This is a genomic window from Chitinophaga sp. 22308 (genome assembly GCF_052045305.1).
GTDB classification, from domain to species: Bacteria; Bacteroidota; Bacteroidia; order Chitinophagales; family Chitinophagaceae; genus Chitinophaga; species Chitinophaga varians_A.
The window spans coordinates 1212911-1225541 of the sequence record NZ_JBQEOP010000001.1 but is presented as its reverse complement, the minus strand read 5'-3'; the positions used below and the strand labels follow the sequence as shown (position 1 = coordinate 1225541).

Here is a 12631-nt window from a genome sequence, read left to right as displayed (position 1 = left end):
ATCTGGATCTATGTGCAGGTAGTATAGGATGAAGGCAGAAATCTTAGTGTATTCAGAACTGCCGTCTGTTATGGCATTTTCTTCTATTTTTTTTTGAACGTATTGACTGCAAATTTGATGAGGTCCTGAGCGGCCATTGCGGCGCCAAGATTATACCGGTCATTTTCCGGCAGATCGCTCATTATGCGGGGATCACTAGCTTCCGGAATAATTGTCAATTCCAGCAGGTCCTGTGCTGCGGAAACCATCAGTCCGCCCATCGCCTTGTCCAGGATGCGGGTTTTTGCCAGCCGGTTTGGCTCTTTTAAATAGCCGATAATTTGTTCTCCGGTATCCGGGTCTTCGAATACAATAGGGGTAATTTTCAGACCATATTGCTTTTGCAGCTCATCTGCCTTTGCCTGAATTTGTTCACTGGTCAGTTTGGAGTCTTTTTTCATATTACAGATGTTCAATTCTGCCTATGATGAGCGGCAGGGATACAATTAATTTTGTGTCGTTTTGGGCCGCTTCCACGCCTTCTTCGGTGAACTCACATGCCCGCAGGATGTCCCTGCTCGTGTTTGCGATGCTGTTGCCGAAAATTACCGGTATGTCGAACATCCCGATTTGCAGAGGGTCCCGGTTCGGTGCGGCTGCAATAATCCTACGCAGCTCATCCTGGTAGATGTCGATACTACCCTCCGGTTCAATCTGGCCATAGCCACGTGATACCGGCTGATTGCCGTAACCGTAGTTATTCGTTTTGGTTTGCTTATTCTTGTAGCTGATTTTGGTGATACCAATTACCGGCACTCCGAAAAGAACCAGTTTGATATCAGCCCAGCTATAATTGACTCCGTTTATAAGTGCTACTGCCGCCATGGTTAAGAAATTGAAACGTTAAATCCGATGTTGACCTGAATATTCCGAGCCACACCAATTGGAACCAGGTTAATAGTGATCACGAGAAGTCCGGTTTGCAGGATATTCTGTGTGGGGCTAATTACCACCTGTTCTGCGCTTAATTCACCATCGCGGACCATCTGTGCGAGATTCCGCTCAGCCTCTGTTTCCAGGTAAGTAATTACCGTATCTGTCAGAGTACCATCAGCATTCAGGGTGATCGGGCTATTCAATACCGGCACAAGGGAAGTATAAACACCTCTGGTGGATTTTTGGATGGTCCTGTTGTCGCTGATGTATGCATAGTCAGATGTCGTGGCGATAGCCGTGCTGTTTTCGTTGAAATAAGAGCCGGCAGTACCCACGAACTTTCGGAGGAAGATGTACCGCTTGCCCTGAAGTGCCGAAAGCAGATTATCCGTTACAGATGCATCGCTGAACAGCTTACCGTTGGCAAAGGCCAGCGTGTCACACTCCGTTCCATTGCTGATATTGAACTTCTGTACCCAGGCAATACTCTCTGAAACCTTCGCAGCGGCAACTGCACCCAAAGCAGCGCCCAGCGTTGTTATGCTTTTTCCGTATGCTGCGTACAATTGCGCCCCAAGGGCGGCGCCGTCCTGTGATATAATGGCGCTGCAGAGATTCGCAGACAGCAGAGATAAATCCGCCAATGTGGATATGTCGGTAACACCGGAAAGGTCGCCAGCGTATAAAGCGATAATTTCCTTATGCTGGCTCACCAACGTACTACATACCCCATGAATAGCGGTAATGTCGGCAGCGCTGAAAGCAGCGCCGTCTTTATATACTCCAACCTGTCTGATCAATCCGTTGGCATAGTTTTGCAACGTGATGATTTCAGCAAATGTGTAAGATCCCGGCACCGCAAAGAACCCTACAAAAAGGTTGCCCTGTGGCTGTATCCGGAAGTACTCTGCTATGTGATAGTGCCATACTGCCTGCAACGATGCCACCCCGCCGGTGAACTGCGTAATTGTACCCGCGATTGTGCCGACGATGGTAACGGAAAGAGGGGTGCCTGAATTGAGGAATACCCCAAGCCCTACACGCGCTTTGATAGTTACAGTATCGGTGGCAGCGGTGGCTGTATAGCCATGATTTGCAGTGCCTGCATTGATAGCTGCCGCGATAGCAGTAGCCACATCCGCTGCTGCTGTTTCAGCTGCAGTCTTCACGTAGGTGCCCAGTGTTACCACTTTGCCACCTGGCTCAGTTACGGCGAATGTTGCTGTATTACCGTTTGTGCCTACCGTTGTGACCTTATAGGTTGCGGTAGCCTGTGTTTCGTCGTTATAATTGGCCAAAATACCGGCCGCTTCAGCATCGGATACGCTGAAAAACTGCTTTATCCGATTGTTGGTGCTGAATCCGGAAGGCAAGGTAGCCGTATAGAACACCAGGCCGGAAATATAATCCTGACCCGGTAAGGGGCGACCCAGGCCACCCTGTCCTAAAACGAACCGTACATTATTGAGCGCCATGTAGATTATTTTTTGTTCTTCGGTTTCTTACTGCCGTCTTCCAAGTCGGCAGTGGCTTCCTCCGATGTTTCAGATTCAGTATTGCTGGATTCTGCTTCTTCCGGTTTCTTACTGCCGTCTTCCAAGTCGGCAGTGAGAACTTTTGAATACCCGGCACACGGAGCTGTGACAAAATTTCCAATTCCATCCATGTATACCGCTTCTACATCGGGGTTATTGACGATATAGTGTTTGAGTTGTTCATTCATACCAAAAGATTTATTGAACCACCCTGCTGGCCTCTACCCATTTAGCTCCATCGAATTTGAAGCGAACAACTGCCCGTCCTGCAGTGGATAATATCGCCGCCCCAGCACTGATAAAGTTTGTGCCGATGAACTTAATCTTAGTACCAGATGCTCCGGAGGCAATTACGGTAATACCATCATCGGCGTAGGATGACCCAACACTGGTAATTTGTAATCCCAGGCTGTCTAACAGCACCACGCGATAGGTGGTATTGTAAGCTCCCGGAATAATCTTCGCCGTATCAGCAGCGGCAGCATCTGTAAAATTTTTATATGCATATGTCAGCGCTCGGCCAGTATTGTCACTATTTGGCGTAGTTCCATACCGAGGCGAAGTAGACTGAGCATAGCCGCCTACGGTGATAAAGGCCATGGCTATCAGGATAAAGACTGTTTTCACGTCACTGTGTTTTAATTGTTATAAAAACAAGGGTTACGGCTGGAAATTGGCTTGTGTCAGAGTAGTATAAAGGAATACCTGATCACTAAATCCGTATTCAACATCATACTTCATCAGACCTTTGATGAAGAACAACTCGGCGTTGTTCTGCAGGCGCATCAGCTGCAGTTGGTTGTCTTCTGTGCTGTTCATACCTACATAAAGGTTTGAATCAGTGTCAGGGAGACCTTCTGTGAACACGATAGTGTTGTCAGGCATACCGGCCAAGGGCACAACTTCGTATCCTTTGTAAAGGTTGATACCGCGATCGGTGGTGTTGACACCCTTGAATGTCTGAGATGTGGTAAGGAATGTCTGATAAACCTGCTCGGTATTGATTGAAACGAAGAATTTCAGACGTTCGTAACGTTTGGGGTTCGCCAGCAGAGCCTTTTTGTTTGAAGCCGTTAATGACAGCAGGCCGTCGAAGGCGTCAGCGATATTGGTATTCCCGCCACCGGTTGTGCCGGCAACAAGTACACCTGGGTTTGCAACTTTCTTAACGGTGGCATCTGCAAGGAATTTTACCAGGAAGCCGTCCCAGAATTGCAACTGGTATCTCGGGTCTGTTGGATCAACTGCTCCGGCATATGCCTTAGATCCCATCCAAACACCGTTTTCCAGTTGTTCAACAGAACGGTTCAGGGCCATTTGCAACATGTAGTTTTCGGCAGTTACCGGCAGCTCACGAGCCAAAAGAGTAGGGCTTAACTGTTCTGCGAGCCAGTGAGTTTCAAAATCTCTGGGGTTAAATTCGGTATACAGCATAACATCCTGTGGTATCAGCGTACGGCCGTCGATGGTGAATTGGCCGGCGCTTTGTGGCACCGCTTGCCTCGGCTGCAATGGATTCGAAAAGTCTACACGGCCGATAGTATGCTGCTTTTTAATACCATCCTGAACATACACTGCGCCCTTACGGATGGAATCCATGCCGTATGTTGCCGGAATCCAGAAATAACTGGCGAATGTACCGGCGTACTGGGTATCGTTAATAACTAAAGACATCTTTAGGGTATTTTATGGTTAATGCTTATTGTTTAAACCTGGCGGCCTTCTTTTCTGAGAGATGCCTTAAGAGATGCCGCATAAGAAGCAGCAGTAGTTTTGGTTTCCTTTTCGCCCAGCTTATTCTCTACAGGGATTGTGGCAGCCTGCCGGTTTAATGGCAGATTTTCAAGCAATGCCTTGGTGCCGTCCAGGTCTTCAATGCCTTTGGCAATCCATGGCTTAATTGCAGCATCTTCATTTTTAATCTTTCCGATAGCCACAAAACCCATAACCATGTTTTTAGCCTCGGTCGCCTTCGCAGACGCCTCTGCCTCTTCTTTTTCTTTTTTCATAGCTGCCAGTTCGTCCTTCATTTTCTTCAGTTCGTCCTTTTCTTTCTTGAGGCCGTCTTCCAACTCGGCGATTTTGGCTTCTTTTTCTTCCACCGATTTTTTACTGGCGTTTTCGACGTCGGTGAGTTTCTTGTTGAGTGACACCACTTCGGCTTCAGCGTTATATGCCTTGTCCTGGATGCCCTTAATGGCGGCCACGATAGCATCTTCAGGAACGCCTTCAATCAGCCCAAGGGCCATTGTAGTTTTGAGCATATTTGTAGTTTTTGTTATTTGATTTTTGAATGATTGCGGCTTGAATAGATATTGGTTGATCACAGCATTAGCTTCCTTCCATAACATTTTTTGATCGGAAGCCACCCCGGATAGGCGCTTGCGGTTATAATCCGCACTCTGCTCAATCACGTCGCATAGCTTCAGATTGAAGGCTTCCGAAGCATCCATAAAGGTTTCACGGTTCATCATCGCCTCACACTCGAATTGTCCCATACCACTTCGGTTGCAGATCATGGTCACCAGTGATTTGCGCATTTGCTCTAATGATTCGCTTTGGTCTTTGGGATCTTTGGAGTTAAAAGGGTTATGGTACATCAGGATACTGTAATCTGCCATGTAGCGCGTGCGGCCAGATTGGAAAACCACTGCTGCCATGCTCGCGGCAATACCTACACAGTATGTGTCAATCTTGGTTTTGCTTTTTAGTATGGCATTGTAGATGGAATATCCTTCGTATACACTTCCGCCGGGCGAATTTATCCATACCTGGATTCTCTTTTTGCCCATGCCGTCAAGGGTTAACAGCTCCTGTTGAAACAGGTCGCCCCTGATACCTTCGCCAATCTCATCATCAAAACCGATATGGCGATTTATGAGCATGATTGGCTCATCACTTTCAGCGTTCACTGTGTACAAAAATGGCATGATGTGAAATTAAAAAGGCCCCTCTACAGGAGCCTTAAAGTGATTCACATTTTATTATTGTTATTCTTAGAGATGGCACGTATTCGTTCAATCTCAGTCGCCGGCATGCCGTCAAAAAACGTTCGGATGATATGATTCAACACTTTGCCGCGTCGCATATCATTCGCTCTTCCGAAATCTTCGATTAGCGAATGGTATTTAGGCGTTGGATGTGCCTGCACCTTCCTTCCTGCTGTAGTGTTTTTCTTATTATCCATTTATGATGCGATTAAACTAACCGCTGAACCCACAACACTGCACGGTAGGGGTTCAACATACTAAAAGGTTGTCCTAATCCTTTTGAGCTTGTAGGTAGCGGGGTCCCTGCAGGATTAAATGTACCGCCGCCTAAAAAATTCGAAGTGCCCGTACCCGAACCAACTCGTTCGTATGTATGAGTATGTGCAGGCATTTCTGCCTCAATCAATGCTTTCATATTTTGTCCACCTACACTGTTAAATGGTGTTGTAAATTCGGCTTGCGCTGCATCCCACCCAAATGTAGTGCGTCCGCGCATGTCTATAGCACCACCCTGGCCGTTACAGTCGTGCCAGCCGACTGTATACGGATGTATACCGGCACCACTTACGTCAAAATAGTCGCTGTAGTTCCCAGATGGCCATTTCCATATCTTGATATCTCCGACGCCGCCCTGTATACGTCTGGTGATGTCAATGAAATCGTTATAGTTGGCTGCTCCAGAGCCGCTCAACCCCGGCTGAATGACACATTTTCGTATCTGGTGTACGTTGCGGTTAACGCCGTCCGTGAACTGCACCGGGTCAGCAATCACGTCGGAATAGAATGAAAGGCCGGTGGTGACGGTAGGCGGATTGGGTACTATACCAACAGCGACGTTGGGCCCGCTGATGGTAAAAGATGCAGCATCTACCAGGTAAACCTCTCCATTATAAAAAACAGAGCCGGCAGAGATGTTGTAGGTAGTCCCACTGCCGCTGTTTACGCAGCCGTTAAGTACATAAACCTTACTGGGATTGTACGCAGCACCGGCCAGGCATTGCCCAAGGGCGGCGATAGCCTCCTGATATGCCAACTGTAGATGTACCAACGATCCGGCTTTTAACGGCAACCCCACTGTGGTGCTTACTGCCGATGTATCTAATTTCCTCATAGTTAGTATGTTACAATGTCATAGAGAATACCGGCTATTATGTACTGATCGGCATAATTCCGGATTATTTTTTGGCAATTCATAGGATCGGGGTCAAGCGAAGCAAACAACGCTGCCGGCACATGAATCGTCATATTTGAAAATGGACTGAATACATAATAATTGATGATAAACTGTGACGAGTTGTTGGCAAAGACCACCGAGGACGTCCCCACCGTGCCACCGGATATAAAAACACCGTATGGCTTAGCGGCCACTGTGATGTATATATCGCTCACACCGGGTGGCTGCCGGAATACGCTGCCGAAATACTTATTGATGGCAAACTCAAAAATCAATTTGACACCGGTATACTGTACACGCTCAAATACACCAATAAAATTCTGCTGTACTACCATCCATGAGGACTGCACAGTAGGGGCATCTGTATTGCCGTTAATCAGGCTTTCGTAAACCTTTTGTTTGTACAGCACCCTGGCGTATTTATTGTAGCTCGTGCCGATTACCCAGGCTATCGCCGCGGTGCCGGTACGGTAATCCCCCATCCACAAATCCCGTAACCATTGTATCGGCTTAACCAGGGCCTTGAGCCAGGCAATAAACCGCTGATTCCGTTTGTCTGGCGGTGTTGCCTGTACTGCTATCTGATTAAAATCTACGTCGTATATGCTCATCATTCAGGTATAAACTGTAAAGTGTCGGCCGGCGTGTTACCGGCAGTTGTTTCAGGAATCATATACCCGCTGACGGTAGGCCACAAACGGGATATCACCTGATTGTTCAGAACCATATTGGGAACACCTCCGAATGAGGTGTTGTATGCCCGCGCTGCGACGTTCTGAAGCAGCACATCGGTAACCCCGACTACGTTACGAATGGCAAATTCCAGGCTACTGATACGCATCTGGCCGTTGAATGGCAGCTGTGCAAGGAAGGTGTTAATGGCCTGTATGACATTGGCACTGATAACATCGCTATACTGGCCATTATAAAATACCTGCCCCTGTATATACAGCAGGTCCGGGTCGGTGCTGATCACGTTATAGGATACACCCGCAGCGCCGATAGTATCAACATAGCTCTGTACAGCACTTAGCTGCGCCGGACTTAATGCCTGCGGCGGTTCGCCCTTAGCCACCTTGACAATCACGTTGTTTGCGATATTGGTCGTGACGCTGCACCTGGTGATTATCCTAAGTGAGGGGTCTACTACCGGGTAAGTAGGCGCCAGGTTAACCAACTGAACGATCTGCGGCACGTCGGCATTATACTGGAACTTGAAAACGCGGTCTTGTATCCAGGCAGCACTTGCCGGCGCTCCTTTTGATACTGTCGTCTCAATAGCGGCGGAAAAGATGTCCATCAGTTGTTCCAGCATGCCGATCGCCACACTGGTAATATAGGCCCACAGTCGGTAAATAGCCCGCTTACTGGTAGAGGTCAATGCCGGCGATAAAACAGGGTCGGCCGCCACCTGATCAAGTATCTGCTGTTGTATTTGTGATATCTGTCTTGCCATTATCTGCCTGCGTTTTTCAGGTTATCTAATATTGCGGCCCGGCCGTAGCGATCAATGTAGAAATCGCGGGGGAATTGCGTGTTGTTATCCACCCCCGGGAATATTGTCCACTACATTCACCTGCACCTGCAAACCGGTTGGCGGGTCTTTCGTAATGAACTTACCACTATCCGGGTCAAGGGGTGATCCCTTGGTATCAATAAAGTTGACTGCGAAATCAATTGTATAGTGGTAAATGTTGTCATGCTCATAGTCCTGTGCTTCCAGTATTTTGGTCATCGGACCGCAGCCGGTTGGGTGAAACAGCTGCAATTTCTCCAGGACAGCGTCCCGGAGATCAAAAACAATCAGGTCCTGTTCGAAAGTTCCATCCTGTGCATCATAACACTCATGTGCAATGTGAACACGGAAAATGAGATCTGCTGAAGAGATGCCGAGGGCCAAGGTATCCCATGTCGAACCGTCTACCGTTTCCAAAAACACTGCCGGCTTTGGGAAATTGTAATACTCACCACCCTTTTCATAGTCAATCTGATTATTCCAAATCCGTACAATCTGAAAATCAGGGATGGTTTTCAGGAGATTCAGAATATCGAGTATCGGTTGTTTTATCCCGGCCATGCCACCTATTTAAAGTTTTCTAATACGTATTGATTCAAAATCTGTTTGGCGATCTTATTGGTTTCTTTATTCCACCCTATGTATTGCCGCTTGGGCATTTTACCCCCGTTGCCCATTCTGCCGCCTTCGTTGTGAATGGTAGCATACGGCCGATTTACAACGAACTGTATCCTTTGGGCGGTTACCGATTTCATACTGTTATTCACCGCGCGGCGCAAGGCTCCTTTGCCTATAAGTATTTTACGCTTACGGCGGCTGAGGCCTTTCCGTTTCGGATATTTATACTCCGGCGTCCCTCTTATACGGCGCTTTACTTCTTTCCATGGCTTTTCGCCCCAACCCTGTTTATCGAATGACTTCAGAAAATAGTTCTTATGGGCAATACCGATCTTCCTGGCCAGCTTTAACCCATTCTTTTTGAAGTTATTCATTACTACATCGAAGTTGAACTTCTGTCTTTCCATTATGCTGTAGCGGGTTTATTTTGTCACATTATTGGCAAATCGAAATTTCTTCGGGCATAGGCGGCATCTCTTTTAGGCACTTCGGTGAAGTAGGGATGCTCTTTGGTAAATACTTCGCCGGTAGCACCGACGTTGTTTTGAAAATATCCCGGCATCTTACTATCTACCTCAGCCATCAAGCTGGACACTTTGGCCTTACTGGTGATCTTAGCATCTTTATCTTCCTGAATCAACGTACACCGGCAATTCCAGTGGTTAGTTGGTGATTTTGTACGCCATGCCGGATGGTTTACCGGCAAGCAAAGCCCATCTAAAGCGCGGCAGATGTCAGAGGTTACAGAATCCATTACAGCAGAATATCGCAGGTTAGGGTATATATCCGCGTCAAACTCTATCTGTTTCCAACGCTTTGCGTTCTGAGCCTGCGCCATGATCGTATCCCGTTCCGCTTCAGCCCAAACTTGGTACTTCTCGTATACCGGCAGTGCTTTATCCGCAAACTCCTTGTAACTCTTCGTTCCACGTTTCGCCGCCTGTAACTCCCGGGTCATCTGGTATGTCTTGGCGCCAGTAAAGGCCTGAATATTTATACTCAGGTCTTCGAAAAACTCCTTTTCACCTGCCATGCTACCAAACCCCTCGATAAGTGTTTTTTTGAAATCCTTTACCGTGGACTGGTAGTACTTAACCGGTAGCTTCCGCGCGGTTATCTCGCCCGAATACACGCCTTTCAGCATTTTATTTACCGCCGCCGGCTTCATCTGCCATATAGTTTAGTGATTTGATTCTGTATGTTCTGGACACTTTGGGTGATTTCAACATCATCCTCGTCATCGTCAGCATCCACATCCTCTTCTTCGACCTCTTTTGTATCGCCTCCTTTTACAGATTCTACTTTTGGGGCGGCTGGATTTACTTTAATGCCTGTGCGGTCTGTAAAATAATCCCAGTCAGGACTGCCTCCCGCTTGACTAATGGTTTGGAATATTTTAGCTGTTGCTTGATTGCTTTCGTCCTCCCGGCGCCTAAATGCTTCCTTCTCTTCATCATTTTTAAACTCAAAATGAAGAGTGTCTGGGATACGAAATCCAAGTTTTCGCATTCTCGGTAGCAACTGCTTGTTTACTAGAGATTCAAGAAAGTGTCCGTCTTTAGTCTGTTTTGATAGAATAGCAATTGTAATAGGGTTGTCCTCCTTGGCGCCACCTGCTCCCAATTTCCCAGGCGTACTACTCATAGCATCTTCATGCCCAAGAACAAGCTTTGTGACAGTCTTGACACAGCGCTGTTCAAGGTTGTCATAAGATTCCCATCCGGTGCCCCCCAACTTACTTTCGAGGAACTGTATTTCATCCATAGGGTCTATGATCGCATAGCCGGCAGATCCCATACTCTGAAGTGCCTGCTCCATCTCGGCCCGCTCTGTTTCGGTGGTTTTTGAAGTTTTGCCTAGCCTGTAAGGCATCGCGTACAATTCCACAAAATCTGCGTTATAACCTAATGTATTGCGTAGTAGTATTTCATAAAGACCAATCTTATAGAATAGTCCATAACCGCAATTGTTGACGCCCGTTTCGCTTTTGGTTCTCATCCATATATGCCAATCACTATATGGTTCTTCCATGAAGTTGATCCCATCAAGAGAATATACAAGCTGTGTAACCTGCAGGCGATCAGGCGACACGTTCCAACGACGCACAAGCGAAAGATCAGGGAAAGCATCATCCTTTATATCACCCAGTGATACAAGGGAGTAACCAAAGAACAGTGTGTCAATTCCATATCCCAAATAATCGGAAAACCAATCCTGTTCTTCGAAGTACTGCGTCATTACCTCGCTCTCGATACCTTTTTTATCACACAGTTTGTAATCACGGAGCAATGATAGATCCGCCCTGCGCTCCATAAGTGAGCCTACATGCCCATTCAGGATAGTATCAATAAACAGCCGCTGCATCCTGACCCTATGTGGATACCATGCGAGTTCCGCTTCCGTAACTGCCTCTCTCCACATTTGTATGTCATGGCGGAGGCGTTGCAATTGTACCGGCGCAATAATCTTACTCAGGTTTCGAATCGCCCCGCTGCTTTTGGGGTCAGCGATAGTGGCCGGCCTAGTGGGCTGACCACCTAAGCCAAATTGAACAGCGTTTTGTATATTCCCGAAAAAGCTCATTTGACTTCATTTGACGGTTTCACATACCGGCCAATGATATAGAGGCCGGCGAGGGCATTCAGTATAAGACCAGCGGCAACACCGAAGCTCCCAAATTTATCTATGGCCAACCCCCACGAAAGAATATCAACCATGGCCAATCCCACGACTAACATTAATATCAAAAGGAAGGAAATCAATTCTATTACTTGTTCTTTGTTCATCCTCAATAGCTGTTTATGTTTTTAATTGGGCCGCCCCACCGGATGCGGCCACCTTGGTGGGGTTGTTTTGCCGGCATAGCAGGCGTCACATCGCCTTTAGCGCACTTCTTCAACCAATCGATAGCGTCATCATACCGCTTAACTCGTAGCTCCGGGATATTCCGGGGGGCGATACGGCTATGTACATGGTACAACGCAATGTCCACCATGTAGGTAACCAGCTGCTGGCTACGGGTATCACCGGCTGTCCATACTGCGGTATTGGTTACCGGCGTGCCGGCAGGTATGGAGTAATGAACTCCGATACCCCAGAATTTTTGGCCCTCATTTACGTTGTCCGGGAAGATATTAGGATAGGGCAGGTTTTGATAATCCCGGTATTGTAACGCACCTTCTTGGCTCAAATCTATCGTAGCTACCCGGCAGGTATACACGACATCTTTGTAAAAAACCTTATCCCCTACAGCATATTGCTGGTAGAGGTTGAATGGAGGTTGTGGATAAGCGGCATAAAACATACTACCGGCATCGCCAAGCAACTCCCACTTTGAGGGGTCGAATACTCCGGTAGTAGCACTAATACACCTATAGGCCTTGCCGGCATTGGTGACACAGTCGTTAATGACATAGGCGGTTGCCGGCGCATATAGTGGATAATCCAGTACAACCCGGCTACCGGCTTTGTAGGTAGCCAATGTTGGGCTGTAAGGCTGGATGTTTTGCAGCTCGGCCGATAGATCGTACTTCTGAACCAGGTAACTGCTCGCCTCTTCAATAGCAGTACTTACCGCGCTATCCAGGATGGATGGGTCTGACCCGATTACCTGGCTCAGGTTTGCATCTTGTATCTGCTTTTTGAAATCTGCGTTGGTTAGGTAGTTCATTAGTAAAGTAGCTTACGGTCAACACTGTCAAGGGTAGACTGCAGGTCTATCCTTTTTTGCCTAATATTATCTCGCTTTTCAGTCGCATAATATAATTCACTTTGCAGCCGCCCCACTTCCGCGTCGGCTAAACATTCCTCTTTCTTCATCTCTCCGATCTTATCACAAATAGTATAGTATGCTGCTTTTGATATTCTGATTTTATCGTTCATA

The 12631-nt window shown here is 47.3% G+C and carries 17 protein-coding genes; all 17 read right to left on the bottom strand.

All coding sequences use genetic code 11. From position 1 onward, the window contains the following. Positions 1-83 precede the first annotated feature (83 nt). Complete coding sequence (locus tag ACTJJS_RS05185; RefSeq protein ID WP_440662735.1) at positions 84-440, bottom strand: hypothetical protein; 357 nt, start codon at positions 438-440, stop codon at positions 84-86. 1 nt (position 441) lies between these two features. Beyond that, on the bottom strand, positions 442-864 hold the full coding sequence (locus ACTJJS_RS05180; RefSeq protein WP_440662734.1) for a hypothetical protein: 423 nt from the start codon (positions 862-864) through the stop codon (positions 442-444). 2 nt (positions 865-866) lie between these two features. Next, a complete protein-coding gene (locus ACTJJS_RS05175; RefSeq protein WP_440662733.1) occupies positions 867-2390 on the bottom strand; it encodes a DUF2586 family protein in 1524 nt (507 codons plus the stop codon). Between the two features lie 5 nt (positions 2391-2395). After that, positions 2396-2638, bottom strand: a complete 243-nt coding sequence (locus ACTJJS_RS05170) for a hypothetical protein (RefSeq protein WP_440662732.1) — start codon at positions 2636-2638, stop codon at positions 2396-2398. Positions 2639-2648: 10 nt separating this feature from the next. Beyond that, positions 2649-3077, bottom strand: coding sequence for a hypothetical protein (locus tag ACTJJS_RS05165; RefSeq protein WP_440662731.1), 429 nt, complete (start codon positions 3075-3077; stop codon positions 2649-2651). A gap of 33 nt (positions 3078-3110) precedes the next feature. Beyond that, entirely contained in the window at positions 3111-4124 is a 1014-nt protein-coding gene (locus ACTJJS_RS05160) for a hypothetical protein (RefSeq protein WP_440662730.1), read from the bottom strand. Positions 4125-4156: 32 nt separating this feature from the next. Beyond that, entirely contained in the window at positions 4157-5380 is a 1224-nt protein-coding gene (locus ACTJJS_RS05155; RefSeq protein ID WP_440662729.1) for an ATP-dependent Clp protease proteolytic subunit, read from the bottom strand. A 268-nt stretch (positions 5381-5648) separates the two neighbouring features. After that, complete coding sequence (locus tag ACTJJS_RS05150) at positions 5649-6488, bottom strand: hypothetical protein (protein WP_440662728.1); 840 nt, start codon at positions 6486-6488, stop codon at positions 5649-5651. 65 nt (positions 6489-6553) lie between these two features. Continuing rightward, positions 6554-7228, bottom strand: coding sequence for a hypothetical protein (locus ACTJJS_RS05145; RefSeq protein ID WP_440662727.1), 675 nt, complete (start codon positions 7226-7228; stop codon positions 6554-6556). After that, positions 7225-8070: a hypothetical protein gene (locus tag ACTJJS_RS05140; protein WP_440662726.1), complete on the bottom strand. Its 846-nt coding sequence runs from the start codon at positions 8068-8070 to the stop codon at positions 7225-7227. The genes ACTJJS_RS05145 and ACTJJS_RS05140 overlap by 4 nt, the downstream gene beginning before the upstream one ends. 84 nt (positions 8071-8154) lie before the next feature. Continuing rightward, positions 8155-8691: a hypothetical protein gene (locus tag ACTJJS_RS05135; protein ID WP_440662725.1), complete on the bottom strand. Its 537-nt coding sequence runs from the start codon at positions 8689-8691 to the stop codon at positions 8155-8157. A gap of 5 nt (positions 8692-8696) precedes the next feature. Then, the gene (locus ACTJJS_RS05130) at positions 8697-9155 is read right to left on the bottom strand and encodes a phage virion morphogenesis protein (RefSeq protein WP_440662724.1); all 459 of its coding nucleotides are present in this window, start codon (positions 9153-9155) and stop codon (positions 8697-8699) included. A gap of 23 nt (positions 9156-9178) precedes the next feature. Then, the gene (locus tag ACTJJS_RS05125) at positions 9179-9916 is read right to left on the bottom strand and encodes a phage head morphogenesis protein (protein WP_440662723.1); all 738 of its coding nucleotides are present in this window, start codon (positions 9914-9916) and stop codon (positions 9179-9181) included. Then, the gene (locus tag ACTJJS_RS05120) at positions 9913-11331 is read right to left on the bottom strand and encodes a phage portal protein family protein (RefSeq protein WP_440662722.1); all 1419 of its coding nucleotides are present in this window, start codon (positions 11329-11331) and stop codon (positions 9913-9915) included. The genes ACTJJS_RS05125 and ACTJJS_RS05120 overlap by 4 nt, the downstream gene beginning before the upstream one ends. Continuing rightward, positions 11328-11534: a hypothetical protein gene (locus ACTJJS_RS05115; RefSeq protein ID WP_440662721.1), complete on the bottom strand. Its 207-nt coding sequence runs from the start codon at positions 11532-11534 to the stop codon at positions 11328-11330. Before ACTJJS_RS05115 ends, ACTJJS_RS05120 begins: the two co-directional genes overlap by 4 nt. 2 nt (positions 11535-11536) lie before the next feature. Then, the gene (locus ACTJJS_RS05110; RefSeq protein ID WP_440662720.1) at positions 11537-12418 is read right to left on the bottom strand and encodes a phage protein Gp36 family protein; all 882 of its coding nucleotides are present in this window, start codon (positions 12416-12418) and stop codon (positions 11537-11539) included. Next, the gene (locus ACTJJS_RS05105) at positions 12418-12630 is read right to left on the bottom strand and encodes a hypothetical protein (protein ID WP_440662719.1); all 213 of its coding nucleotides are present in this window, start codon (positions 12628-12630) and stop codon (positions 12418-12420) included. Before ACTJJS_RS05105 ends, ACTJJS_RS05110 begins: the two co-directional genes overlap by 1 nt. Position 12631: the final 1 nt, after the last annotated feature.